Genomic DNA, 26,405 nt, shown 5'->3' on the forward strand with positions numbered 1-26,405 from the left:
TTCGTCAGAAGGGAAATGCCATGTCGTCGCCGAAGACCACGTCCACCGGCAGCAGCTACGGGGTGCAGGCCCTTCCGAAGATCGCCTACGGGCGGGGAAGCTATCTCTACGATGCGAATGGCAAGCGCTATCTCGACGGATCGGGCGGGCCGGCTGTCTACTGCCTCGGACATGCGCACCCGGAGGTGACGGAGGCGGTCAAGGCGCAGCTTGACCGGGTGGCGCATGGCTACCGCTATCTCTTCACCTCGGATGCGGTGGAGGAACTGACCGAGATCATCCGCCGGAACACGGGGAGCCATTTCGGCAACATCGTCTTTGTCACCAGCGGGTCGGAAGCCGTGGAATCCTGCCTGAAGATCGCGCTGCAGTACCACACGGCACGCGGCGAGAAGAGCCGCCGCCGGTTCATTTCCCGCCGGCGTTCCTGGCATGGCAATACGCTCGGCGCTCTCTCCGTTTCGGACTTTAAGACACGGAGGGAGGCTTTCGAGGGCAGCCTGCTCGATGTTTCCTTCGTCTCCAGTGCCAACACCTACCGGTTGCCGGAGGGCGTGAATGCGGCGGGGCTGGTAACCTATCTCGCAAATGAACTCGAGGAGGAGATCCTCAAAATCGGTGCCGATAAGGTCGCGGCCTTCATCTTCGAGCCGGTGGTAGGTGCCGCCGGTGGCGTCGTGCCGGCTCCTGCGGGTTATGCCAAAGCGGTCGCGGCCGTCTGCCGTCGCCACGGTGTTCTGCTTATCAGCGACGAGGTGATGTGCGGTTCGGGCCGCACGGGCACCTGGCGGGCGCTGGCCGAAGACGGGGTGGTGCCGGATATCATGAGCATCGCCAAGGGGCTCGCCGCCGGCTACCAGCCGCTCGGCGCTGCTCTCTACAGCGATCATGTCCATGAGACGCTGATGGCGGCCCATGGCGGCGCGATGACCGGCCATACCTTTACCGGCCACACCTCCGCCTGCGCGGCGGGCGTGGCGGTCCAGAAGATCGTGACGCGGGACAATCTGCTCGACCGGGTGCTGGCGCGGGGTCCGATCCTGCAGCAGGAATTGCGCGCGGCGCTTGCCGATGTCGGCGAGGTCGGTGACGTTCGCGGGCGAGGGTTCTTCATCGGGCTGGAAATGGTTGCCGATCCTGTCAGCAAGGAGCCTTTCCCCGCTTATGCCAGCCTGCATGCCGCGATCGGTCGTCGCGCCTTCGAGGCGGGACTGATCTGCTATCCCTGTACCGGTAATGTCGGAGGGGTGGCGGGCGATACCGTCATTCTCGCGCCGCCCTATAATGCAAGCGAGGAAGAACTTAGGGAAATCGTCTCGATCCTGTCCGGGGCGATTCGGGATTCGGTTGCCGAGGCGCGGCGGGCGGTTGCGTTGAGATAGGGCTCGCCCCACATTTTTTGGGGAGGCGGACGGTTGCGAAAAGCGCTGTGCAATCAATATATTAGATTTTAATTAATAAGCGGCCGGAAATTATTACCAGAAAGTTGTTGGAATCCGCTGGTGCAGCCGAGAGGGCCGCAAGTTTCCTTTGACGAATGTCACGCCCTGCCTGATCCTCGCTATCGTCATTGGGGAAGACCGGCAGGCAGATGCGGTGGCCTGCCAGAAGCATTCAAAATGTATGTTTTAAGTCTTTAGACCGGATTGGGGGTCAGGATGGTCATGAGCTTTTTCCGCCGGGGCGACGAGCCGGCAAGAACGACAGCAGGCGGCGCATCCATCGGCGATGGACAATCCGGGGCTGCTTCCTATTCTCCAGCGCTGCAGGGGCGCAGCGAGATCGGCGACCAGACGTTCGGTTCGGTGATCGAGGAGAGCCACCTTTCGTCCGAAGAGCTGCTTTCCGGCTTCGGCTTCCTCCAGGAGCGCGTTTCCTCGTTGCTCGGGGCTCATGGCGAAGCACTGAACGAGCTTGCAGCACTTCGCGCCGAGCGGGCGCGTATCGCCTCGCTCCTCGATTATGAAAGCACGGCCCGCCGCCGGCTCGATGGCGAAAGCCAACGGGCTCTCGCCGAGGCCAAGGAGTTGCGGGCCGAGAATGTACAGCTTCGGGCGGAGACGGAAGAGTCCCGCGAGAAGCTGATCAAGCTTCAGGCGCTCTATGACGCCAACTCGCAGGATCTCGACATCGTGCAGCGGCGTCTGCATGACGTTGGCCGCGAGCTCGATGAGCGCATCGTGCAGTATGACGAAACGGCTGCGCTGCTGCGTCGCGCGCATCAGGATCTCGACCAGCGCAGCCGCGATCTGGCGATGATGCGCGAGAAGTACGAGACCGAGCGGACGCAGCATCAGGTGCTTCTCGAAACGTCGCGCCGCGAGGCCGACGCTCAGGCGCGCGAAATCGCCCGCCTCACGGAGGAACGGGGCCGGCTGAAGAGCGGGCTGGAGCATCAGGAAACGATTTCCCGCAATCTGCTTGGTGAGGTCACCGCACTCAAGCAGGAGGATTCGTTCAACCAGGAAAAGCTCAAGCGCCTGCAGTCGGAACTCGATAACCAGCAGAGCGCGATGGCTGTGGAAATGTCGCAGCTTTCGACCCGGCACGAGGCGATCAGTTCCAAGGCCGAACTGGTGGAAAAGCTGCTGGTTACCGCGCGCGGCCGCGTCAAGCTGGTCGAGGACGAGATGCAGGGCATGCGCACCGAGCTGAAGCAGACAAAGGCCGAGCTTTCGACCACGACGCTTCGCGCCGATCGTCTGGCGCAGGAACTTGCAACCGCTCGCGCCAGCACTTCGGAAAACGAAGCCGGTCGCCGCGAAATGTCGCTGCAGATCGCCGAGATGACCATGCGCCTGCGCGATGCCGAGAACGCGCGCAACAAGCGGGACCGTGACGCGGAAACGATGAAGCGTGACTTCGACCAGCGCAGCTTCGCCGATCAGGAAGAAATCCGCCAGCTGCGCAGCAGCGCGGAGGTTACGAAGGCCGAGATCCGCCAGCTTCGTTCGGAGATCGCCATTCTCACGGGACAGCTCGAATTCGCCCGCAACGACCGTCAGCAGGGGGCTCAGGCCAGCTCACTGCCCACAGCAGCTTCGGGTGTCGATAGCTGGGTTCCCGCGCCGGAACAGGCTGCCGCAAAGCCGATCATCGAGATTTCCGAGAAATCACTGCGCATGCCCAAGGCCACCGTCGACTTCTGATCGGCGTTGGCATCAAGGCCTCTCGTGACCTGGCGTCCGGGCTTTTCATGGTCTGAAGAAATAAAGCACCCGTGGCGTGTCCTTCTTGCCCGGGTGCTTTTTATTTGTCTTGGCATGCCCTTTCCGCAAAGCCGCTGGACGCGTCTGTCCGACGGGGTTCGGGTTACTGTTTCGACAATTGCACGATGAACATGGAGAAGAGTTCGGATTGGCTCGAAGCTCCGAGCTTCTGGTAGATGTTCTTCCGGTGGATCTTCACCGTACCCTCGGCGATGTTCAGCGTTTCCGCGATGGAACGGCTGGAATGGCCGCGCAAGATGAGAGAGGTGATCTCGATCTCGCGCCGGGTGAGGATTCCGTCGGCCATGACGTCGAGCGTCTCGTTGATCGGGTCCTCGGCGTTGCGTTTCGCGGCGTCGCTTCCGGCGGGCCCTCCGTCGCACCAATGTTCCTCGATGGCTGCGCGTACCACCGGTTCGATGGCCCGCATCGTGTTGAAGTCACGTCGTCCGAAGAAGGGAGCATCCCCCGGTCGGGTGAAGCTGATGACGACCGCGCCGGCGCCCGGAGGGCGGCAAACGATGCCGATCTCGTCGCGGATGCGGGTGCGGCCATAATGCTGGCGATAATATTCCGTGCTGTAGAACTGGTCCGGCGCCATCTTGCGCAGGTGGCGAACGCCGGTGATCTTCGGATCGATTGCGGCGAGATAGAACGGGTCGAGCAGGTAGGGCCCCTTGGCATAGGCGGTAATGACCGTCGCCGCCCGTTCCTCATCTAGGTTGTGGTAGAGGCAGACGGGGTTCTCTGTGCCCTGATAGGCGAACACCATGGCGATGTCGAAAGGCATTTCGTCGGCAATTGCGGTCGAAAGCTTGCGAGGCAGATCCGGCGTTCCGATAGCCCGGATGAAGCCGCCTACATTTTCATTCCATCTTGCGAATTCGTTTTTCACTATGCCTCCAGCCCTGCGGTAACGCCTTCCGCTCCGACATTTAGCCCCGTCTATCCCTAACGGGATATTTCTTGTCTTGTTTTCGGGCGGTAGCGTTCGACAAAACAATAATGGCAGGAACCTGATGCACAAGGCCCGAAACAGTTCGGTTGAGTTCGAGGCGGCCCTTTCCGAGATGGGTGCCAAGTCCGTTCACGTCGGCATGATCGACCCGGAAGGTGAATTCCGCGACAAGCTGGTCCAGGCCGACAAGGCGGTCAAGCTCGCCAAGTCCGGCTATCCTTTTTGCGAAGTGCTCTACTTCTGGGACATCGCCGAGAAGACATATGCGGAAAGCGCCTTCATCGACCGCCCGGCCGAGATCTTTACCGACACGCTGCGCCTCTATCCCTTCTCCCCGGCCTCCGCGCTCTGCATCGCGGATTTTTCCGGAGAATTCGGTGAGCGCTCGCCGCGCAACCTCTGCCTTCGTCTTCTGGACGAGGCTGACAGCATGGGCTTTTCGGTGGCTTCCGCCTTCGAATACGAGTTCTTCCTGTTTTCCGAGACGCCGGAGACGTTGAAGGCGAAGAAGTATCGCGACCTCACCAATTTCGCACAGGGCAATCGCACCTATTCGCTGCAGACCTCCGCCCTTCATGGAGAACTGCTGGACGGGTTGGCGCAGGCGATGAACGCCATGGAAATCAAGCTCGACGCCATCCACACCGAGCTTGGTCCGGGCTGTTTCGAAGTGCCGCTGACCTACGCCAAGGGCATCAAGTCCCCCGACGACGCGGTGCTCTTCAAGAATTTCGCCAAGGCCTATTTCTCCCGCAATGGGCTGACGGCAGGCTTCATGTCGAAGCTTTCCCCCGATCTGCCGGGACAGTCGGGTCATCTGCATGTCTCGATGCGCGACCGGAACGGCAACCCGGCATTCTCGGACCCGGATTCGCCGGATGGCCTCAGCCGCACTGGCCGGCATTTCGTCGGCGGCCTGCTGAAGCTGATGCCGGAGATGCTGGCGATGTGCTCGCACACGGTCAACGCCTACAAGCGGCTGGTTCCGGGCGCATGGGCGCCGACGGCCGCGAACTGGGGCGTGCAGAACCGCACCTCCGCCGTTCGCATCATCAATGACAGCCCGGAAGCGACCCGCGTGGAATTCCGCGTGCCGTCCGCCGACGCCAATCCGTATCTCGCGCTGTCCATGTGCCTGGGCGCGGGCCTCTACGGCATCCGCAACGAGATCGAGCCGCCGGCGGCAAGCGACGAGAACTTCTATCTCGCCACGCCCGAGCCGCATGCCGCCTTCCCGAGCGATCTCGGTCAGGCCGCAGACCGCCTCGACCGTAGCGTGATCGCGCGGGAGACCTTCGGCGATGCCTTCGTCGACAGTTTCGTGACCGGTCGCCGGTTCGAATACAGGGAATACCAGAAGCAGGTCAGCGAATGGGAGATCAGACGATATCTCGGCATCGTCTGAGATCCGGCGGGCCGCGACCACATTTTTGAATTTAAAAAAGAGGGAAAAGGACAATGACAAAAGGAACAGCAGACATCGGCAATTCTTTGATGGCGGGCTCAGTCTCCCGCCGGTCCGTGCTCAAGGGCATGGGCGGTCTCGGCCTTGCTGCGGCGGGCGGCGGTCTTTTCGGCATGCCACGCGGCGCGCAGGCGGCCGACAGCATCAACTACATGTGCTGGGAAGGCTATAACGCGCCGTCCATCCTCGAACCCTTCCAGAAGGAAAAGGGCGTTTCCATCTCGGTCGACCTGATCACCGACTCCGCCGGGGGCTTTGCCAAGCTCGCAGCCGGCGCGTCGAAGGATTTCGACCTCGTTTCCTCCGACAGCCCGTGGATCGCGCGCATGGGGCCTGCCGGCATTTGCCGTTATATCGACGATGCCGAGTTCGCCGACCAGTATGCGGAATTCTACCCGCAGTTCCGCGCGCCCTTCCAGCCGCTGCAGTTTGACGGCAAGACCACCGGTCTTCCGACGCGCTGGGGCTGGGTCGGCCCGACCGTCAACACCAAGTTCGACAAGCTCGAGAGCTGGTCGTCCTATGCGCCGGTATTCGACAGCGCCTACAAGGACAAGATTTGCCTGCTCGACTGGGGTGATTGGCCGATCATGCCGCTCGCTCTCTATGCCGGCGTCAATCCTTACGAGGAACTCGACCAGGCCGCGCTCGATGAAGTTCGCAAAGTGCTGCGCGCGGCGTTCAAGAACACCCGCGCCATCGTTGCCGATCTCGCGGTCGCCCAGAAGGGCCTGATCGACGGTTCGTTCCGTGCGCTGATCGGCGGCGGCACCTATTGCACCTCGTCGCTGCGTCTGCAGGGCCACGACTACATCCAGTCGATCGTTCCCGAGCCGAAGAACGGCCTGAAGCAGGGTATCATCTGGATGGAGGCGACCGGCCTCATCGAGAACGGCAAGGACAGCAAGGTCGCGGCCGACTTCCTGAAATATATCGTTTCGCCTGATGTCGCCAAGCAGCTCGCAATCACCGAAGCGACCTGCAACCTCGTGCCGAACCAGAAGGCCGAAGCGCTCTTCTCCGACGCCGAGAAGAAGGCCCTGCAGATGGACTACATGTGGACGGCCTGGGACAACAGCCAGTTCCACACCGTTGCGCCGAATGTCGATGACATGCTGGCCATCTGGCAGGAAGAGCTCGCCGCGCGCTAAGCTCTCCTGACAATTGCGACCTGCGGCAGTCCGCCGTCGCAGGTCGCATTCCATTTGCCTGGATGCACTGCTGAAACCCGGAAAAGTCCGCAGCGACTTGCTCTGCGGCATTGCACGGAAACAAGGAGATGGAGAAGCTCGGGTAACACCGTTTCACCCGCAGATGCTCCAGAGACAGGGAAGCTGAAGTTTGGCCAATCCGATCATTCACGCCGCCAACATCGTCAAGGATTACGGGACGGCGCGTGCGCTGCACGGTGTCTCGCTCTCGATTGCCGAGGGTGAGTTCGTTGCGCTCGTCGGGCCTTCCGGCTGCGGCAAGACCACGCTCCTGAAGATACTCGCAGGCTTCGAGGACCCGACCGAAGGCGCGCTCTCCATCGAGGGTCGCGACATGGCCGGAGTGCCGGCGGCCAAGCGACCGACCCGCATGGTGTTCCAGAAGCTGGCGCTCTTTCCGCACAAGACGGTGGCGGAAAATATCGGCTTTCCGCTGAAGCTTGCCAGGACGAACAAGGCCGAGATCGCGACACGGGTGCGGGCGATGCTCGACCTCATGCATCTCAAGCCGGAATATCTGAACCGCTATCCGGCCCAGCTTTCCGGTGGCGAACAGCAGCGCGTGGCGCTGGCGCGTGCGCTGGTATCGCGCCCCGGCGTGCTTCTGCTCGACGAGCCGATGAGCGCGCTTGACGCCAAGCTCAAGAAGTCGCTGCAGGCGGAACTGAAGAAGCTGCACAGGGAACTCGGAACGAGCTTCGTTCTGGTGACGCACGATCTGGAAGAGGCGATGATGCTCGCCGACCGCATCTGCGTCATGCGCGGCGGTCGCGTGGTGCAGATAGGCACGCCATCCGACATCTACTACCGTCCCGTCGAGACCTTCGTGGCCGGCTTCATCGGCGAAACGAATTTCCTGCCGGTGTCCGTGACTCGTGGCGGCGACGGATCGGCAACGATTGTGAGCCCGCTCGCTGGCAATGTTCCGGCCACGCTGGCCGAACCCAATATCTCGCCGGCCTTCTCCGGTTCCGGCGGCTCGCTGCTTGTCCGTCCGGAGACCCTGCGGCTGGTGCGGGGCGATGCCGTGGCGGGCGAGTGGCTGCTTTCCGGTATCGTCGAGGAGTATTTCATCAAGGGGTCGTCGACGCAGTATCGCGTGCGTATCGCCGGCCGGGATGCGCCGCTGATCGTCGATCTTGCCGGTTCCCTGCAATTGCCGGCCGAGGTCGGTGAGGCCGTGCAGGTGGGCTTCCAGCCGTCGCAGGCTTTCCTTCTGGCGGGGCTGGCATGAAGACACACGCCAAGACCTGGAACGATCCGGTTCTCATCGCAGCCGTTGCGCCGCTGGCGATCGTGATGGTCGTCTTCTTCATCATTCCGCTGGCCATGACCGCGGTCCTGTCCTTCCAGACGACGCAGTTCTATCGGCTCAACTGGACCTGGGATCTCAAGGTCTGGACGGAGGTCTTCTCCAAGCCGCACTACTGGACGATCATGATGCGAACGGTGGGCATGGCGCTTCTCTGCGTTGTGCTGTGCCTGCTCATCGCCTATCCGGCGGCCTATGCGCTGGCAACACGTCTCAAGGCGTACAACGCGCAGATCCAGATCCTGATCATCTTCGCCTTCCTGACGGATGCCGTGCTGAAGACCTTCGGCTGGATCCTGGTGCTGGACAAGAACGGTGTACTGAACTGGTTGCTTGCCCATCTCGGTTTCGGGCCGGAGGCGACCAACCTTCTCTTCACCGAGACGGCGACGATGATCGGCATGGTCTATAACCTCGCTGTTTATCCCGTCTTCACGATCTACCTGTCTCTGGTCAGGATCGACCGCGACCTGATGCTCGCTTCCTATGATGCCGGTGCCTCGCGTATCCGCACCTTCTTCGAGGTGACGCTGCCGCTGTCGCGTCCGGGTCTCTATTCAGGGGCGGTGCTGGTGTTCGTTCTTAGCCTCGGCGTTTTCCTCGAGCCGAAGGTTCTCGGCGGCGGCACGTCGCCGCTGGCGTCGGAACTGATCCGCCAGAGCTTCGAGACCCGCGTCAACTGGCCGCTCGGTGCTGCGCTGACGCTGGTGCTGATTGCCATCGGCGCCCTGTCCCTGATGCTGGTGCTTGCCATTCTCAAGCTGCGTCAGGTGCGCAACGTGGAGGTGCCTGCGTGATGTCGGAGTATTTCAAAAACCGGACCATCAGTGCACTGCTCATCGGCTCGATGCTGGCGCTGCTCGTTTTCCTCTATATTCCGATCGTGACGCTGGTGGTGTTTTCCTTCACGGGCAGCCGCGTGCTGACGCTGCCGATCGAGAGCCTGTCGCTGGAGTGGTATGGCGAATTGTGGAGGAAGCCGGATTTCCTGCCGGCGGTCACCAACTCGGCCGTCGTTGCGATCATCACCACGATCTTCGCAACGCTGCTCGGAACGGCCGGTGCGATCGCATGGATACGTTATCGTTTCCGGATGCAGCGGGCCTTTCAGGCGCTGACCTTCGCGCCGCTGCTGTTTCCGCAGCTGCTGCTCGGCGTGGTCATGCTGCTGTGGTTCTCTGTGCTTGGCAGCTGGCTCGGGTTCTCGACGGGACTTGCGACCGTGGTGATCGGTCATGTGGTCTACATCACGCCGTTCGCGCTGGTCGTCGTTGCGGTGCAGGTCTACGGTTTCGATGATACGCTGGAGGATGCGGCGCGCGATGCGGGAGCGACGGGATACGAGGTGTTTCGGGAGGTGACATTTCCTCTGCTTTGGCCCGGCATTCTTTCCGCAGCGACTTTCGCCTTCCTGCTGTCGTGGGGAAATTTTTACGTGTCCTACTCTCTGGCCGGAACCGCGAGAACCCTTCCGGTGTTCGTGTACAGCGGGATTGCCGTCGGTTCGTCTCCGATCTACCCGGCGCTTGCCACTTTGAACTTTCTGCCAGCTCTCGGCCTGGTTGCTTTTGCCGATGTGATGCGTCGGCGCGCGCTCAAGCGACAGCAGTTTGTCGGAGCGAGCGAATAGTACTGCGTAACCGGAGGAGACGTGCATCATGCAAGAAGCGCCTTTTTCGCATCCCGCCAACTGGAGTTTTCCGACCGCCGTGCGGTTCGGCCCGGGCCGCATAACGGAACTGGGCTCGGTGCTGGCGGAACTGGGACTGTCGCGGCCGCTGGTGGTGACCGATGACGGGCTGAAGCTTCTGCCTCCCGTCGATGCGACGCTTTCCACGCTGATTTGTGCGGGGCTGGGGCCGGGTTTCTTTACGGAGGTGAAGCCCAACCCGACCGGCACCAATGTTGAGAACGGCGTCGCCAAGCTCAGGGCGGGCGGCTACGATTGTGTCGTGGCCGTCGGCGGCGGAAGCGCGCTGGATGCCGCCAAGGCCATCGCCCTGATGGCGACGCAGGAACGGCCGATCTGGGATTTCGAGGATGTCGGCGACAACTGGCAACGAGTGGACACTTCGCGCCTCATCCCCGTCATCGCCATTCCAACGACAGCCGGCACCGGCTCCGAACTCGGACGTTCCTCGGTCATCACCGATGAGAGCGAGCATCGCAAGGTCATCATCTTCCATCCCCGCATGATGCCGGTCGCGGTCATCATGGACCCGGAGCTGACGATCGGCCTTCCCGCGCACATTACGGCAGCGACCGGCATGGATGCGCTCAGTCATTCGCTGGAGGCGCTTTCGTCTCCCGCCTTTCATCCAATGGCGGAGGGTGTCGCTCTCAATGCGCTGCGGATCATCCGGCAGTGGCTGCCGGTGGCGGTCGCCGACGGTTCGAACATCGAGGCGCGCTCGCAGATGCTCGTCGCCTCCGGCATGGGCTGCGTTGCCTTGCAGAAGGGGCTTGGTGCGGTGCATGCGCTCGCCCATCCTCTCGGCGCCCTCTACGACGCTCATCACGGGCTCCTGAACGCCGTTCTGATGCCCTATGTCGTGGAATTCAACGCGCCGGCGATTGCCGACAAGCTGGCGCTGCTGGCCCGTTTCCTGGAGTTGCCGGGCGGGGGAGCGGACGCGGTGGTCGAATGGCTGCATGCGATGCGCCGGGAGGTCGGCATCGGTGCGACACTCGGCGAGATCGGACTTGCGAACATCGACGTGGACCGCATCGCGACCATGGCTGCTGCCGATCCTTGCGCCGGCGGAAATCCGGTGCCGCTCGATGCGGAAAAGCTTGCGCTGATCCTGCGGGCTGCCATCGCCGGCTGCTTCTGATAAGGCTTCCCCGACGCGCCTGCTTTCGGCGCATCCGCCGGTGAGCGGGAGAGGGGATCAATGACGATGGATATGGATGCGGCTCTTGCCGTGAAGGAACGCGCCTGCGGCTCCTGCACGCTCTGCTGCTACCTGCCCGATATCGATGAACTCGACAAACCCGCCAACACGTTCTGTCGGCACTGTATCGCTGGAGAAGGCTGCGCCACCTATGAGAAGAGGCCTGCCACCTGTCGTGGATTCCTCTGCGCATGGATGTCGGATGCATTGCTCGACGATGCCTGGGAGCCCTCCCGCTGTCACATGATGGTTTACAGGCAGGGGAAACAGATTACCGTGCTTGTCGACCCCGAGCATCCCGAGGCGTGGCTCCGTGAGCCTTATCGGGACCGTCTACATGCGTGGGCAAGGGAGGCACGGGCGGATGGCGGTTATGTTGTCGTCTATGCGGGCGACGCGCTGTCCGTGATCGCGGGCGATTGAAGCCGGCAAGCCGTTTATGCCTCGTCATTGACGTCCTCTCTCCGTTCGGCAACTGTTCCTGCGTCGAGGCCAGCGGGGCCGTCGGCCTTCAGGGGAGAGTTTCATGAACGATGGGGTTTTTATGATGGGGTCCTTTAGTCTCTGGCATTGGCTGATTGCCATTGCCTTCTGGTTCCTGCTGTTCGGCTGGCCGATTTCCAAGATCTTGCGGAAGGCGGGCTTTTCCGGCTGGTGGGTGCTTCTGATTTTCGTGCCGCTGGCAAACCTGATCGGCTTGTGGGTGTTTGCCACCGCGCAATGGCCCAATGCACCGGGTGCACACAAGTCGTCGTCCTGAGGCGGGTCTGGCTCGTTTCGGCACACGGAAACCGTGGCCGGATAACAGGTGAGTCGTTGGGGAAAACTGAGGTCTTGAACGGAACAAGGGCTCATCGATTTTTCGGCAAGCCCTTGTTTTTAATTCGAATGGTGGGCGTGACAGGGATTGAACCTGTGACCCCTACGATGTCAACGTAGTGCTCTCCCGCTGAGCTACACGCCCATCCGATGGCGGCTTAAGACCACAAAACCCTTGGTCCCGTCAATAGGGATTTTGGAGTTTTGTGAAGACTTTTTTACAGCCGCTTCGAAACTCCTTACGCAGCAAGGAGTTTGTTGACTTCGTCGACGAGGTCGCGAAGGTGGAAAGGCTTGGAAAGGACCTTGGCGTCCTTCGGAGCCTGCGAATCGGCGTTGAGCGCGACGGCTGCGAAGCCGGTGATGAACATCACCTTGAGGTCCGGATCGAGTTCGGTGGCGCGACGCGCCAGCTCGATGCCGTCCATTTCCGGCATGACGATATCGGTCAGGAGAAGCGAGAAGGGTTCCTCGCGCAGTCTGTCATAGGCGCTTGCGCCGTTGTCGAAGGAAGAGACCTTGTAGCCCGCCTTTTCCAGTGCCTTCACGAGGAATCGGCGCATATCGTTGTCGTCTTCGGCGAGAAGGATTTTCTGACTCATTGGGGAACCGCTGATCACTGTATTTCGGTTATGGCTTTCGGCCGATTAGGGTAGGGCTTTCCCCGTAAACATCCGGTGAAGAACCTTACAACGGCTTATATCGCCATTTATGGCAGTATGGACTTCCGCATGCCCAACTGGCAACATGGTTCCACAACAAGTTTGTGACGTGGTAAAGAAGGGACAGCGTGAACGGAATGACAGACGATTGCGAGCTGTTCGAAGTCCGCGAACCCGAAACGCAGTCGATCCCCTTCGTTTACAACTCGCCCCATAGTGGCCGGCGCTATCCGCTCGAATTTCTTGACGAATCCCAACTCGACAGCCTGGCCATTCGCCGGTCAGAGGATCATTTCGTCGATGAGCTCTTCGGGGCTGCGCCCGATTTCGGCGCGCCCCTGCTGCTGGCCCATTTTCCGCGCGCCTTCGTCGATGTGAACCGCGAGCCATACGAACTCGACCCGCGAATGTTCTCCGATCCACTGCCGCCTTTTGCAAACAGCCATTCGGTGCGAGTCGCCGGAGGGCTTGGCACGATCCCGCGGATCGTCGCGGAAAACATGGAGATCTACGGGCGTCGCATGCCTGTAGCCGTCGCTCTCGAGCGGATCGAAAACATCTACAAGCCGTATCATGCGTGCCTCAGGCGCCTGATTGCCCGCACGCATGCCCGCTTCGGCTTCGGGGTGTTGATCGATTGCCATTCGATGCCCGGCAATATCCGGATCGGGGGTAACGGCATCCGCCCCGATTTCATCATCGGTGACCGCTACGGAACCAGCGCTTCGGTCGAGCTTTCCCATGCCGCTCTGCAGATGCTAGAGGATCTCGGCTTTACCGCCGTGCGCAACAAGCCATATGCCGGGGGCTTCATCACCGAGCATTACGGTCGGCCGGTCCGGGGGCTGCATGCCCTGCAGATCGAAGTGAACCGGGCGCTCTATATCGATGAGACGACGCTGCGGAAGCGAGCGGATTTTCACGCCCTTGCCGGTTCCATCGCTGTCTTCATGGGCCAGATGGCGGCCTTTGTCGCCGACTATGCCGGCACGACGGCGCTTGCTGCCGAGTAGCAGCCTTTCCCCCAGGGTTTCGGAAGACAAAAAAAACCGCGCCATTGGCGCGGCTAAGTCTAGGGAGGAAACACCCAAGGAGGGTATTTACAGTCAGAAGACTGTAGGTTGACCCTATTGGTGCAACGCACAAATGTCAAGAATAATTTGTCTTATTTTTGGGCACGTCTATTTATTGGGCTGTTTGCCCATTAAGAAAACAGGGATGGATGATGTCTTGATCACCAGAGCGCCGTTCGTCCATTCGGGCGCACAAAGGGCCCTCCAGAATCCTGAAGCCGGGCCATCGAGTTCTGCAAAAACGATTTCGATTTCCGGCCCGATGCGTCGGCTGAAATTGCGCGTGCGACGGTTTCATTTGGCGGGCCGATGTTCTAAGACGAGCGGGCCTGTTTTCTCCTTTCAGTCGGATATTTTGATGCGCCCCGATCGCGATTTCTTCTTTCGTCTCGCCGAAGCCGCCAAGGCGGAAACCCTGCCGCGGTTTCGTTCGTCGCTTTCCGTGGTCAACAAGGAGGCCGGCGGTTTCGATCCGGTGACAGAAGGCGACCAGCGGGCGGAGATCGCCATTAGAGCATTGATCGAAGCCGAGTTTCCGGACCACGGTATCCTCGGTGAAGAGCACGAGAATGTCGGTGTCGACCGCGAGAATGTCTGGGTGATCGATCCTATCGACGGTACGCGTGCCTTCATCTCCGGCGTTCCGGTCTGGGGCACGCTGATCGGTTTTCAGCAAAACGGTCGCGCCCGCATGGGCCTTATGGATCAACCTTTTACCCGCGAGCGCTATTTCGCCGATGGCGAACGCTCCTGGTATTTCGGGCCGGACGGCGAGCGCCAGATCCGCACGCGCGATTGCGGCTCGCTGGAAAACGCGATCCTGTTCACCACTTCTCCGCATCTCTTCAAGGGCTGGGAAGTCGAGCGGTTCCAGACCGTGCAGGATAAAGTCAAGCTGTTCCGCTACGGCATCGATTGTTACGCATATACCCTGCTGGCTGCCGGTCATATCGATCTGGTGATCGAGACCGTGCTGAAACCCTATGACGTTGGCGCGCTGATCCCGATCATCGAGCAGGCGGGCGGTGTCATCACCACATGGGATGGCGGGCGACCGGAAAACGGCGGCTCGATCATCGCGGCAGGTTCTCCCGCCGTGCATGCCGAGGCCATGGCGATCCTCAACGGCCGTTGAGAATCATTCCTCGATCGTTTCAGGACTTTTCTCTACTGCTTCCGCAGCTGGGGCGTCGTCTCCGCCGGGGATGAAGGCGTGGAAGGCTGCGAGCGCCTGGGCGCGATAACGGTCGCGTTCATGCAGGATCTCGTGGCGGCTGCCGGGAACCGGCACAAGTTGGCCGGCGCGGAAATACTGCGACAGCTTTTCGGGAAAGGCGAAGGGAACGATCGGATCGTTGCCGGGCGCAACGATGACGGTCGGTACCGTGATCGAGGCGAGATGCCTCGGGTTCGAGACCCTGGCAATGGTCTTCTGCGCTTCGTAGAGCCAACGCGCCGTCGGCGGGCCGAGAGCGAATTCGGGGTGAGCGGCAAAGATCGCATTGTTGCGCTGGAAGCGCTGCATATCCGAGGTCAGCGGATTGTCGTCGAAGGGTTTGAGCGGTTCGTCCGCCGTCAGGCACATGCGGCCGAAGCCGGTTAAGCTCATCAAGGCCGAAAGACGATGAATGTTTTTCGGGGAAAGCTTCTGTCCTCCCAATCCTACGAAAGGCGACATCAGCACCATACGGTCGATGCGGTTCGCAAGGCGCGGCGCGGCGGAAAGCGCGACCAGTCCGCCGGTCGAATGCGCGAGCAGGAAGAATGGCAGGCGCGTATCCGGAAGCACGATCTGTTCGAGAAAGATGTCGAGATCACGGATATAGTCCGAGAAGCGATGGACATGCCCCTTGCGGCTGTCCTTCAGCAGGCGCTGCGATCCGCCCTGGCCGCGAAAGTCATAGGTCGCCACCCAGAGGCCGGCGGCGTTCAGGTCGCGGATGGTCTCGAAGTATTTCTCGATCGTTTCGTTGCGGCCGTGAAGAAGGACGACGGTGCCCCGGGCGGGCAGTTCTGAACGGAAAATAGCATAGCGCAGCATGACTCCGCGATGGCCCTTGAAGAAGCCGGCGACCGGTTCTCCGGGAATGGGATTGCCTGGAGTGGCGTATAGGGGGGTGGCGTGTAGGATCCCGTCCATGCTCGCATCTGCCGAATCGTCAGCGGGCGCACTCGCCCCATATGCGATTGGGATAGGATGAAGGCCGTGTGAGGTCAAAGAAAAAAGCCGGAACCGCTTTGGTAAGGCCAGGCGGTTCCGGCAAAACTCGACCGGAGAGGAAGGGACTATGTTCTCCGGCCATCGGTCTAGAGACATCCGATAATGCCGTTCTAGATTCTCGGGGCTGAATGGGGACTGAAACGGCTGTTCATCCGCCCTTCACCTTTGTCTTCAAGCGCTTGCCGCGGCGAGGGCTTGAATTGGCTGGAGGTCCTTCCCATCTCATGGATGCGGTCGCCGGAAAGGGGCCGCGTCCGTTCCGGCACGGCCAGCAAGGGGTGCCGGATGAGAAAATCGCTATCCGTCGCTTCCCAAGGAGGACACCATGCGTCACGTTGATTTTTCCCCGCTCTACCGTTCCACCGTCGGTTTCGATCGTCTGTTCACGATGCTTGACAGCCTCGGCCAGCCCGAGCAGGCCCAGAGCTACCCGCCCTACAATATCGAGCGTACCGGTGAGAACACCTACCGCATCACCATGGCCGTTGCCGGTTTCGATGAGACCGAGCTTTCCATCGAGGCCCATGCCCATGTGCTCACCGTGAAAGGTGAAAAGGCCGAAGAGGACAAGGCCGAAACGACTGAATTCCTCTATCGCGGCATTGCCAAGCGCGCCTTCGAGCGCCGCTTCCAGCTCGCCGATCACGTGGAAGTCACCGCCGCTTCGCTGAAGAACGGCCTGTTGCACATCGATCTCCTGCGCAACATTCCCGAAGCCATGAAGCCGCGCCGTATCTCGATTACCGCTGAGGCTAACGCCCAGCCCAAGGCCATCGAGGCGCATATCAACTAAGGTCCGCCAGCCCCGTAAATTTTCAAAGCCCCGCTTCATCGAGCGGGGCTTTTCTGTTTGATCGGTATTTCCGTTAAGCCTTCGCAGTTACGGCAGCACGCCTGTCCTTATGGGCAGCATAGCGCTGGGCGATGACGGCGCAGGCCATGAGCTGGATCTGGTGGAAAAGCATGAGCGGCAGGACGATGGCGCCGATGCTCTGGCCGGCGAATATCGCATTGGCCATCGGCACGCCGCTGGCGAGGCTCTTCTTCGAACCACAGAAGGTGATGGCGATCTCGTCTTCGCGGGAGAAGCCGAGGAGGCGGCTGCCATGCATGGTTATGGTCAGCGCAATCGCCAGCAGCAGCATGTCGAGCACGATGACGACGGCGATATCGGTGGCGGAGAAGGTGTGCCAGAGCCCTTCGGAGACGGCCTCGCTGAAGGCGAGGTAGACCACCATCAGGATGGAGCCGCGATCGACCGGTGCGAGGATCTGCTTGCGGGCGCGGATCCACTTGCCGATCCAGGGCTCCAGCAGCTGGCCGGCAACGAAGGGAACGAGCAGCTGCAGCAGGATCTTCTCCAGCGAATCCAGCGAGAAGCCGCTATTGCCCGTGGCGGACATCGTCAGGCCAACGAGCAGAGGCGTGAAGAACATGCCGAGAAGGCTCGATGCCGAGGCGGCGCAGACGGCTGCCGAAACATTGCCGCCCGCCATGGAAGTAAAGGCAATCGACGACTGGACGGTGGAGGGCAGCAGGCAGAGGAAGAGTATGCCCCCATAGAGCGAGGGATTGAGCAGGCTCTCGGGAATGAGACCGGCGGCAAGACCGAGCAGTGGAAACAGCACGAAGGTGGTGCAGAGGATCGCCAGATGCAGCCGCCAGTGCAACAGGCCCGCAAGCACGACGTCGCGGGAAAGGCGGGCGCCATGCAGGAAGAAGAGAAGGCCGATCGCAATGTTGGTGGCGATGCCGAAATAGTCCGCCGCCTTGCCGCTGATCGGCAAAATGGATGCAAGCAGCACCGTGCAGACAAGCATGATGGTAAAGCGGTCGGGCAGAAAGCGCTTCATTTCCTGTTCCTGTATCTAACCTTAGCCAAGTGGGCTTTACTCATGGGTTATCCTGAAGCAGGATGCAAACACTAACAGTTATCTCGATTTGTGATGACATGCTCAATCTTCATCATCTCACCAGTTTCGTCATGCTGCATCAGGCCGGCAGTTTCACGCTGGCTGCGGAGCGGCTAGGCATCGGCCAGTCGACCATCAGCCAGCATATCCAGCGGCTGGAAAAGTCGCTGGGACGGCAGCTTGTTGCGCGCGATACCCACCGCGTCAGTCTGACGACAGAAGGGGAAGCGCTGCTCGGCTATGCCCGCGGCATGCTGGAAATCAACGGTAAGGTGACGGCGCTTTTCGGCGAAAGCCGGCTTAGGGGCCGGTTGCGCTTCGGGATCTCCGAGGATGTGGTGGCAAACCGCCTGAGCGGAATTCTCGAGGATTTCGTTCGGCTGCATCCGCTGGTCGATCTGGAGCTGACGGTGGCGCTGAGCGCCGTCCTTAACCAGATGCAGGAGGCGGGTGAACTCGATCTGGTTCTCGCCAAGCGCCGGCTGGACGAGCAGCATGGCAAGCTGCTCTATCGCGAGCCGCTGGTCTGGCTGGCGCGCGATCCGGAGTTCGTGCTGTCGCGTAGCGAGTTCCTGCCGCTGATCGCGTTCCCGCCACCAAGCATTACCCGCAAGGTGGCGCAGGAGGCGCTGGACGGAGCGGGAATCGCCTGGCGGGTGGTCTGCACCTGCGGCAGCCTCAGCGGTCTGACCGCCGCCGCCCGCGCCGGCATGGGCGTGCTGGTGCAGCCGCGCAGCATGGCGCCTTCGGGTCTCCGGGAGGTCATGGAGGGCGACCTGCCGCCGCTGGAGGATGTCGAGTTCGTGCTGGTGCCGCGTCGCGGTGCGGATCAGGCCCTTGTCGAAGCGTTGTCGAGCCAGATCCGCTCCCGTATCATGCCGCCGTCGCGCGAGGCCTGATCAGGCCCCGGTGCAGATGTCGAGGAAGCGATCGACGTCCTCGTTGGTGGTGGCGAAGCTGGTGACGAGGCGAGCCAGCACTTCGTTTTCCGAAACGAGATGCGGCATGTCGCGGGGAACCAGCCAGTCATAGAACTTGGCGCCCTTGGCCTTCGCTTCCTCTGCGAGCGCCTTGTCGAAGACCGCGAACACCTCATTGCTCTGGGTTTCCCAGGCAAGGCGAGCGCGATTGCCGGTCTTCAGCGTGGAGCGCAGCCGATCGGCCATGGCGTTGGCGTGGCCGGCAAGTTCCAGCCAGAGGCCGTCTTCCAGATAGGCTTCGAACTGGGCGGAAACGAAGCGGGTCTTGGAGAAAAGCTGGGCGGAGCGCTTGCGGATATAGGGCATTTCCTCGGCCATATCGGGATCGAAGAAGATGATTGCCTCGGCGCACCAGCAGCCGTTCTTGGTGCCGCCGAAGGAAAGGATGTCGACGCCGCGTTTCCAGGTCATTTCAGCCGGCGTGGCGTCGAGGGCGACCAGCGCGTTGGCGAAGCGCGCGCCGTCCATATGCACAGGCAGCTTCTTTGATTTCGCGATCGCGCTGACTTCGCCGATCTCATCGAGCGTATATATGGTGCCGGATTCCGTGGCCTGGGTGAGGGTGACGGCCATAGGCCGGCCCTGATGGACGGAGGGAACGTCGAAGCGGTGGACGTGACCACGAAGCGCCTCCGCATCCATCTTGCCGTTCTCGCCTTCGACCGGATAGAGTCGGCAGGCGCTCGTCAGATATTCAGGTGCGCCACCCTCGTCGGCATTCACATGGGCGTCGAAGTGACAGAAGGTGACGCCGCCGGGGCGCGCGACGCTCGCGAGCGCCAGCGAATTGGCCGCGGTGCCCGTGCCGACAAAGAAGACCGCGACCTCCCGTTCGAAAAGCTCGTTGAAGCGGGCTTCGATCCGCTTGTCGAGGTCGCTCGAACCATAAGCCGCGGCATAACCGGCTGCCTCGCGGGTCAGGCTTTCGGCTATTTTGGGGTGGGCGCCAGCCCAGTTGTCGGAGGCAAAAAACATGTCACACTTTCCAATGACTGGTTGGGGGCAGGGAGGGGTGTCGCCGAGATTAGGCATTTCGCAAACGCGATCAATCCATTCAGCGTCGAAACATGTCGCATCCCTCAAGAGCGCAAGAAAATGGGCCGCATTTGATTCGGTCGCGAAATTTAATTTCGTTAGCCGTCGCATCGTGGCAATTTAGCATCCGGAGGGGCGTTAATTTTTCGCTGCACTCTCTTGCGCTGGTATATGGTTTCTGTCATAGAAAAGTAGAAAATAGGTCAGAACAATTGACCTAATTGGAAGTTTTTGAGCCGGGTCGGTTCGCTTGTCATGCTGGTGAGAGCTATTCTTGCCAGACTGGAGCGACCGCACCGGCCTTCGCGCCAGCGGTTCTGGCGGATTCGCCCGTATGTCCGGGCTTGATGGAGGGAAGGCAATGACTGAGATGACGCCATCCGAAGAGAACGTGAAGCCCCTTGGCGATGTCGCCGAGAAGCAGACCGGCCGAACGGCCGTTTACGGTCTTCCCGCCAAGCAGGGTCTCTACGATCCGATGAACGAGCACGATGCCTGCGGCGTTGGCTTCATCGCCCATATGAAGGGTGAGAAGTCGCACCAGATCGTCAAGGACGGCCTGTTCATCCTGGAAAACCTCACCCACCGCGGCGCTGTCGGCGCCGATCCGCTGATGGGCGACGGTGCCGGCATTCTCGTGCAGATCCCGGACCGCTTCTTCCGCGAGGAAATGGCGAAGCAGGGCATCACCCTGCCGAAATCAGGTGAATACGCCGTCGGTCACTTCTTCTTCCCGCAGGACGAAGAACAGATCGCGCATTTCAAGAAGGTCATCGCCGAAGTCTGTCATGACGAGGGGCAGAACCTGATCGGCTATCGCGATGTACCGGTCGACAACTCCTCGCTGTCGAAGGCGCCCCACATCGCTGCCACCGAGCCGCGCCATATCCAGGTGTTCATCGGCGCAGGTCAGGACGCAGCAACCCACGAACAGTTCGAACGTCGCCTGTTCCTGCTGCGCAAGGTCATCTCGAACCGCATCTATGACGAGTTCGGCGGGCAGGATACCGGCTTCTATCCGGTATCGCTGTCTTCCTCGACCATCGTCTACAAGGGCATGTTCCTGGCGTTCCAGGTTGGCGCCTACTACAAGGATCTTTCCGATCCGCGCTTCGAGTCGGCTGTCGCCCTTGTGCACCAGCGCTTCTCGACCAACACCTTCCCGTCGTGGAAGCTGGCGCATCCCTACCGCATGGTCGCCCATAACGGCGAAATCAACACACTGCGCAGCAACGTCAACTGGATGGCCGCCCGTCAGGCTTCTGTCTCGTCGCCGCTGTTCGGCGCCGACATCTCCAAGCTGTGGCCGATCTCTTACGAAGGGCAGTCGGATACCGCCTGTTTCGATAATGCGCTCGAATTCCTGCAGCGTGGCGGCTATTCGCTGGCTCATGCGGTGATGATGCTGATCCCGGAGGCCTGGGCCGGCAACCAGCTGATGAGCCGCGAGCGCAAGGCTTTCTACGAATACCACGCCGCCCTGATGGAGCCGTGGGACGGACCGGCTGCGGTCTGTTTCACCGACGGTACCCAGATCGGTGCTACGCTCGACCGTAACGGCCTGCGTCCGGCCCGCTACCTCGTCACCGACGACGACCGCGTGATCCTCGCTTCCGAAGCCGGCACCCTGCCGGTGCCGGAAGAGCGCATCGTCAAGAAGTGGCGTCTGCAGCCGGGCAAGATGCTGCTCATCGACATGAACAAGGGGCGGATCATTTCCGACGAGGAAGTGAAGTCCGACCTCGCCAACAGCCATCCGTATCGCGAATGGCTCGACCGCACCCAGCTCATCCTCGAAGAGCTGAAGCCGGTGGAGCCGCGCGCGCTGCGTCGCGACGTTTCGCTGCTCGACCGCCAGCAGGCCTTCGGCTACACGCAGGAAGATACCAAGCTCCTGATGTCGCCGATGGCGACGACCGGTCAGGAAGCGATCGGCTCGATGGGCACCGATACGCCGATCTCGGCAATGTCGGCGAAGTCGAAGCTGCTCTACACTTATTTCAAGCAGAACTTCGCGCAGGTCACCAACCCGCCGATCGACCCGATCCGCGAAGAGCTGGTCATGAGCCTCGTGTCCTTCATCGGTCCGCGGCCGAACCTGCTCGACCATGAAGGTGCCGCACATGCCAAGCGTCTGGAAGTTCGCCAGCCGATCCTGACCAATGGCGATCTGGAAAAGATCCGTTCGATCGGTCACACCGAAGACCGCTTCGACACCAAGACGCTCGACTTCACCTATGATGCCGATCGCGGCGCCGAAAGCATGCCGGAAATGCTCGATCGCCTGTGCGAGCGTGCAGAGGCTGCGGTCAAGGGCGGCTACAACATCATCGTGCTGTCCGACCGCCAGATCGGTCCGGATCGTATCGCGATCCCGGCGCTGCTGGCGACCGCTGCCGTCCACCATCACCTGATCCGCAAGGGGCTTCGCACCTCGGTCGGTCTCGTTGTGGAATCGGGCGAGCCGCGCGAAGTGCATCACTTCTGCTGTCTCGCCGGTTACGGCGCGGAAGCGATCAACCCGTATCTCGCCTTCGACACGCTGCTCGACATGCACAAGCATGGCGAGTTCCCGAAGGAAGTCTCGGAAGACGAAGTCGTCTATCGCTACATCAAGGCTGTCGGCAAGGGTATCCTGAAGGTCATGTCCAAGATGGGCATCTCGACCTACCAGTCCTATTGCGGTGGTCAGATCTTCGATGCCGTTGGCCTGTCGTCGGATCTTGTCGAGAAGTATTTCTTCGGTACCGCAACGACTATCGAGGGTATCGGCCTCACCGAGATTGCCGAGGAGACCGTGGCCCGCCATCGTGCAGCCTTCGGCCGCGATCCGGTTCTCGCCAACACGCTCGCCATCGGCGGCGAATATGCCTACCGCATGCGTGGCGAGAACCACGCCTGGAGCCCGGATTCGATTGCAGCCCTGCAGCATGCCGTGCGCGGCAACAGCCAGGATCGCTACCGCGAATTCGCCAAGCTGGTGAACGAAAGCTCGCTCCGGATGAATACCATCCGTGGTCTGTTCAACCTCAAGTCCGCGGAAGCTCTCGGTCGCAAGCCGATCCCGCTGGAAGAGGTCGAGCCCGCAGCCGATATCGTCAAGCGTTTCTCGACCGGTGCCATGTCCTTCGGCTCGATCAGCCGCGAGGCGCATTCGACTCTTGCCATCGCCATGAACAAGATCGGCGGTAAGTCGAACACGGGTGAGGGCGGCGAGGAAGCCGACCGTTATCTGCCGCTCTACGACGGTTCGGCAAACCCGGAACGTTCCGCCATCAAGCAGGTAGCCTCGGGCCGCTTCGGCGTGACCACCGAATACCTAGTCAATGCCGACATGCTGCAGATCAAGGTCGCGCAGGGCGCCAAGCCCGGTGAAGGCGGTCAGCTGCCCGGCCACAAGGTCGACGCGACGATCGCCAAGACCCGTCACTCGACGCCGGGTGTCGGTCTCATTTCGCCGCCGCCGCACCATGACATCTATTCGATCGAGGACCTGGCGCAGCTGATCTTCGACCTGAAGAACGTCAACCCGACTGCCGATGTCTCGGTGAAGCTCGTGTCCGAAGTGGGCGTCGGTACGGTTGCTGCGGGCGTTGCCAAGGCGCGTGCGGACCATATCACCGTCTCGGGCTTCGACGGCGGCACCGGCGCTTCGCCGCTGACCTCGCTGAAGCATGCCGGCAGCCCCTGGGAAATCGGCCTTGCCGAGACCCAGCAGACGCTGGTGCTCAACGGCCTTCGATCACGCGTGGCGCTTCAGGTCGATGGTGGCCTTAAGACCGGTCGCGACGTCATCATCGGTGCGCTGCTCGGTGCCGACGAATTCGGCTTCGCCACGGCGCCGCTGATCGCCGCCGGCTGCATCATGATGCGCAAGTGCCACCTGAATACCTGCCCGGTCGGCGTTGCGACCCAGGATCCGGTTCTGCGCAAGCGCTTCAAGGGTACCCCGGAACACGTCATCAACTACTTCTTCTTCGTTGCCGAAGAAGTACGCGAAATCCTCGCTTCGCTGGGCGTTGCCAGGCTTGACGAGATCATCGGTGCTTCGGAACTCCTTGAAAAGGATGAGATGCTGGCGCACTGGAAGGCCAAGGGTCTCGACTTCAGCAAGATCTTCCACAAGGTCGAGGCTCCGAAGGATGCGACCTACTGGACGACCCGCCAGAAGCACCCGATCGACGACGTGCTCGACCGCAAGCTGATCGAAAAGGCCATGCCGGCTCTCGAAAGCAAGCAGCCTGTCGTGTTCGACGTCGACATCAAGAACGTCGACCGTTCGGCCGGTGCCATGCTGTCGGGCGAGCTTGCCAAGCGTCACGGTCACAAGGGCCTCAAGGACGACACCATCCATGTCACGCTGAACGGTACGGCCGGCCAGTCTTTCGGCGCCTTCCTTGCCCGAGGCATCACCTTCGATCTCGTCGGCGATGGCAACGACTATGTCGGCAAGGGTCTGTCGGGGGGCCGCATCATCGTGCGTCCGCCGGAAAACACGCGGATCGTCGCCGAGAACTCGATCATCGTCGGCAACACGGTGCTTTACGGCGCCATCGCCGGCGAGTGCTACTTCCGTGGCGTGGCAGGCGAGCGTTTCGCTGTGCGTAACTCCGGCGCTGTCGCCGTTGTCGAAGGCGTGGGCGACCACGGCTGCGAATACATGACCGGCGGCGTCGTCGTCGTGCTCGGCGGAACGGGCCGCAACTTCGCGGCCGGCATGTCGGGCGGTGTCGCCTACGTGCTGGACGAGAGCGGCGATTTCGCTTCCCGCTGCAACATGGCGATGGTTGAACTCGAGCCGGTTCCGGAAGAGGACGACATGCTGGAGAAGCTGCACCACCACGGCGGCGACCTTATGCACAAGGGGCTGGTCGACGTGTCGGGCGACATGACCCGTCACGACGAGGAGCGGCTTTACCAGCTGATCTCCAACCACCTGCACTACACGGGCTCGGCCCGTGCCAAGGAAGTGCTCGACCATTGGGCCGAGTTCCGTCCGAAGTTCCGCAAGGTCATGCCGGTCGAGTACCGTCGCGCCCTTGAGGAAATGGAGCGCATGCGCATGGGAGTGGCAGCCGAGTGATTTGCCACCACCGGCATCCCGGATATCCGGGGTGCCGCCGCCCACGGCTTGGCCGTGCAGTATCAAGCTCAGTTTAGCAGGACGAAAAAATGGGCAAGGTTACAGGTTTCATGGAAATCGATCGGCAGGTGGCCAAGTATCAGCCCGCCTCCGACCGTATCCGCCACTTCCGCGAATTCACCATTCCGATGTCGGATGCGGAGGTCACCAAGCAGGCCGCGCGCTGCATGGATTGCGGTATTCCCTATTGCCACGGTCCGACGGGCTGCCCGGTTCACAACCAGATCCCGGACTGGAACGACCTCGTCTACAACAACAAGTGGGAAGAGGCGATCCGCAACCTCCACTCCACCAACAACTTCCCGGAATTCACCGGTCGCGTCTGTCCGGCGCCCTGCGAGGAAGCCTGCACGCTAAACCTCGAGGACATGCCGGTCGCCATCAAGACCGTCGAACAGGCGATTGCCGACAAGGCCTATGAACTGGGCTTCATCGTGCCGCAGCCGGCGACGGTTCACACCGGCAAGAAGGTTGCGATCATCGGTTCGGGTCCGTCCGGTCTTGCCGCCGCCCAGCAACTCGGTCGCGCCGGCCACGAAGTTCATGTCTACGAGCGCGAATCCAAGGCCGGCGGCCTGCTGCGTTACGGTATTCCGGACTTCAAGATGGAGAAGAACTTCATCGACCGCCGCGTCGAGCAGATGAAGGGCGAGAACGTCACCTTCCATTGCGGCGTCAATGTCGGAGTCGACGTCAAAGTCGAGAAGCTGCTGTCGGACTACGATGCCGTGCTTTATTGCGGCGGTTCGGAAACCCCGCGCGAAGCCGGTATTCCCGGCGTCGACCTGCACGGTGTCTATGACGCCATGCCCTATCTGGTTCAGCAGAACCGTCGCGTCGGCCGCGAGAACATCGATTCGACCGGCTGGCCGTCCGATCCGATCCTCGCCGGCGGCAAGCATGTCGTCGTCGTCGGCGGTGGCGATACGGCTTCCGACTGCGTCGGCACCGCGTTCCGCCAGGGCGCGGTAAAGGTTACCCAGCTCGACATTCGCCCGCGTCCGCCGGAGAAGGAAGACAAGCTTGCCGTCTGGCCGTTCTGGGCTACCCGCATGCGCACCTCGTCCTCGCAGGCTGAAGGCGCTATCCGCGAATTCCAAGTTGCTACCCTTGAGTTCGTCGGTGAAGACGGTGTGCTGACCGGCGTGAAGTGCTGCCAGGTGGATGATCGCCGCAAGCCGATTGCCGGCACGGAGTTCATCATCAAGGCGGATCTCGGCTTCATCGCCATCGGCTTCTCCGGCCCGTTCAGGGACAGCGTGCTGAAGGAACTCGACGGCAAGCTGAACCTCAACGTCGACAGCCGCGGTTCGACCAATGTCATTGCCAACACCAATGACTACAAGACCTCGGTCGATAAGCTCTGGACGGCCGGCGACGTGCGTCGCGGCCAGTCGCTGGTGGTCTGGGCCATCCGCGAGGGACGCCAGGCCGCCCGCGCCATCGACGAAGCGCTGATGGGATCGAGCGTCCTGCCGCGCTAATTGTCAGAGAATATGGAATGAATGAG

Annotated in this window: 20 protein-coding genes, 1 tRNA gene and 1 pseudogene; 16 read left to right on the forward strand and 6 right to left on the reverse strand. The window is 61.4% G+C overall.

The features are described 5' to 3' along the window. Window positions 1–20: 20 nt before the first annotated feature. Together NBH21_RS17005 and NBH21_RS17010 are read left to right on the forward strand one after the other, a co-directional pair. Window positions 21–1,382, forward strand: a complete 1,362-nt coding sequence (locus NBH21_RS17005; protein ID WP_250915427.1) for an aspartate aminotransferase family protein — start codon at window positions 21–23, stop codon at window positions 1,380–1,382. Between the two features lie 282 nt (window positions 1,383–1,664). Continuing rightward, window positions 1,665–3,149, forward strand: a complete 1,485-nt coding sequence (locus NBH21_RS17010; RefSeq protein ID WP_250915428.1) for a coiled-coil domain-containing protein — start codon at window positions 1,665–1,667, stop codon at window positions 3,147–3,149. 163 nt (window positions 3,150–3,312) lie between these two features. Here the strand turns inward: NBH21_RS17010 and NBH21_RS26165 are convergent, their stop codons facing one another. Beyond that, the gene (locus NBH21_RS26165; RefSeq protein ID WP_250915429.1) at window positions 3,313–4,104 is read right to left on the reverse strand and encodes a helix-turn-helix transcriptional regulator; all 792 of its coding nucleotides are present in this window, start codon (window positions 4,102–4,104) and stop codon (window positions 3,313–3,315) included. Between the two features lie 124 nt (window positions 4,105–4,228). Between NBH21_RS26165 and NBH21_RS17020 the strand changes: the two genes are divergently transcribed. The 8 genes from NBH21_RS17020 to NBH21_RS17055 all read left to right on the forward strand — a co-directional run bounded on the left by NBH21_RS17020 (window position 4,229) and on the right by NBH21_RS17055 (window position 11,809). Then, window positions 4,229–5,572, forward strand: a complete 1,344-nt coding sequence (locus NBH21_RS17020) for a glutamine synthetase family protein (RefSeq protein ID WP_250915430.1) — start codon at window positions 4,229–4,231, stop codon at window positions 5,570–5,572. 53 nt (window positions 5,573–5,625) lie between these two features. Then, the gene (locus NBH21_RS17025) at window positions 5,626–6,783 is read left to right on the forward strand and encodes an ABC transporter substrate-binding protein (RefSeq protein WP_250915431.1); all 1,158 of its coding nucleotides are present in this window, start codon (window positions 5,626–5,628) and stop codon (window positions 6,781–6,783) included. 190 nt (window positions 6,784–6,973) lie between these two features. Next, complete coding sequence (locus tag NBH21_RS17030) at window positions 6,974–8,077, forward strand: ABC transporter ATP-binding protein (protein ID WP_250915432.1); 1,104 nt, start codon at window positions 6,974–6,976, stop codon at window positions 8,075–8,077. Next, window positions 8,074–8,952 carry an ABC transporter permease gene (locus NBH21_RS17035; RefSeq protein WP_250915433.1) on the forward strand — a complete coding sequence of 293 codons (879 nt, stop codon included), beginning with the start codon at window positions 8,074–8,076 and terminating at the stop codon, window positions 8,950–8,952. Before NBH21_RS17030 ends, NBH21_RS17035 begins: the two co-directional genes overlap by 4 nt. Next, complete coding sequence (locus NBH21_RS17040) at window positions 8,952–9,785, forward strand: ABC transporter permease (protein WP_250915434.1); 834 nt, start codon at window positions 8,952–8,954, stop codon at window positions 9,783–9,785. Before NBH21_RS17035 ends, NBH21_RS17040 begins: the two co-directional genes overlap by 1 nt. A 28-nt stretch (window positions 9,786–9,813) precedes the next feature. Beyond that, the gene (locus NBH21_RS17045) at window positions 9,814–10,989 is read left to right on the forward strand and encodes an iron-containing alcohol dehydrogenase (protein WP_250915435.1); all 1,176 of its coding nucleotides are present in this window, start codon (window positions 9,814–9,816) and stop codon (window positions 10,987–10,989) included. Between the two features lie 60 nt (window positions 10,990–11,049). Then, complete coding sequence (locus tag NBH21_RS17050) at window positions 11,050–11,472, forward strand: beta/alpha barrel domain-containing protein (RefSeq protein WP_250915436.1); 423 nt, start codon at window positions 11,050–11,052, stop codon at window positions 11,470–11,472. 103 nt (window positions 11,473–11,575) lie between these two features. Further along, window positions 11,576–11,809 carry a Sec-independent protein translocase family protein gene (locus NBH21_RS17055; protein ID WP_250915437.1) on the forward strand — a complete coding sequence of 78 codons (234 nt, stop codon included), beginning with the start codon at window positions 11,576–11,578 and terminating at the stop codon, window positions 11,807–11,809. A gap of 129 nt (window positions 11,810–11,938) precedes the next feature. On the opposite strand, the gene NBH21_RS17060 is transcribed toward NBH21_RS17055, so the two are convergent. Further along, window positions 11,939–12,013: transfer RNA gene (locus NBH21_RS17060), tRNA-Val, on the reverse strand. Between the two features lie 94 nt (window positions 12,014–12,107). Next, window positions 12,108–12,470, reverse strand: a complete 363-nt coding sequence (gene cpdR / locus NBH21_RS17065) for a cell cycle two-component system response regulator CpdR (protein ID WP_099058814.1) — start codon at window positions 12,468–12,470, stop codon at window positions 12,108–12,110. A 197-nt stretch (window positions 12,471–12,667) separates the two neighbouring features. Here cpdR and NBH21_RS17070 point away from each other — a divergent pair, with 197 nt between their 5' ends. Both NBH21_RS17070 and hisN read left to right on the forward strand, forming a co-directional pair. Beyond that, the gene (locus NBH21_RS17070) at window positions 12,668–13,543 is read left to right on the forward strand and encodes an N-formylglutamate amidohydrolase (RefSeq protein WP_250915512.1); all 876 of its coding nucleotides are present in this window, start codon (window positions 12,668–12,670) and stop codon (window positions 13,541–13,543) included. A gap of 418 nt (window positions 13,544–13,961) precedes the next feature. Further along, entirely contained in the window at window positions 13,962–14,738 is a 777-nt protein-coding gene (hisN, locus tag NBH21_RS17075; protein ID WP_250915438.1) for a histidinol-phosphatase, read from the forward strand. Window positions 14,739–14,741: 3 nt separating this feature from the next. Here the strand turns inward: hisN and NBH21_RS17080 are convergent, their stop codons facing one another. Then, the gene (locus tag NBH21_RS17080; protein WP_250915439.1) at window positions 14,742–15,743 is read right to left on the reverse strand and encodes an alpha/beta fold hydrolase; all 1,002 of its coding nucleotides are present in this window, start codon (window positions 15,741–15,743) and stop codon (window positions 14,742–14,744) included. A gap of 406 nt (window positions 15,744–16,149) precedes the next feature. Between NBH21_RS17080 and NBH21_RS17085 the strand changes: the two genes are divergently transcribed. Further along, on the forward strand, window positions 16,150–16,617 hold the full coding sequence (locus tag NBH21_RS17085; RefSeq protein WP_250915440.1) for an Hsp20 family protein: 468 nt from the start codon (window positions 16,150–16,152) through the stop codon (window positions 16,615–16,617). 73 nt (window positions 16,618–16,690) lie between these two features. On the opposite strand, the gene NBH21_RS17090 is transcribed toward NBH21_RS17085, so the two are convergent. After that, window positions 16,691–17,677: a bile acid:sodium symporter family protein gene (locus NBH21_RS17090; RefSeq protein WP_250915441.1), complete on the reverse strand. Its 987-nt coding sequence runs from the start codon at window positions 17,675–17,677 to the stop codon at window positions 16,691–16,693. Between the two features lie 98 nt (window positions 17,678–17,775). On the opposite strand from NBH21_RS17090, the gene NBH21_RS17095 reads away from it, so the two are divergent. After that, window positions 17,776–18,636: a LysR substrate-binding domain-containing protein gene (locus NBH21_RS17095; RefSeq protein WP_250915442.1), complete on the forward strand. Its 861-nt coding sequence runs from the start codon at window positions 17,776–17,778 to the stop codon at window positions 18,634–18,636. Here NBH21_RS17095 and NBH21_RS17100 read toward each other — a convergent pair whose 3' ends face one another. Then, complete coding sequence (locus NBH21_RS17100; RefSeq protein ID WP_250915443.1) at window positions 18,637–19,692, reverse strand: threonine aldolase family protein; 1,056 nt, start codon at window positions 19,690–19,692, stop codon at window positions 18,637–18,639. A 502-nt stretch (window positions 19,693–20,194) separates the two neighbouring features. Here NBH21_RS17100 and gltB point away from each other — a divergent pair. Continuing rightward, window positions 20,195–24,835: pseudogene (gene gltB / locus NBH21_RS17105) on the forward strand (glutamate synthase large subunit); the annotation flags it as partial. Between the two features lie 89 nt (window positions 24,836–24,924). Then, window positions 24,925–26,379 carry a glutamate synthase subunit beta gene (locus NBH21_RS17110; RefSeq protein WP_250915445.1) on the forward strand — a complete coding sequence of 485 codons (1,455 nt, stop codon included), beginning with the start codon at window positions 24,925–24,927 and terminating at the stop codon, window positions 26,377–26,379. Window positions 26,380–26,405 lie beyond the last annotated feature (26 nt).

This window comes from Ciceribacter sichuanensis (genome assembly GCF_024055605.1).
GTDB classification, from domain to species: domain Bacteria; phylum Pseudomonadota; class Alphaproteobacteria; order Rhizobiales; family Rhizobiaceae; genus Allorhizobium; species Allorhizobium sichuanense.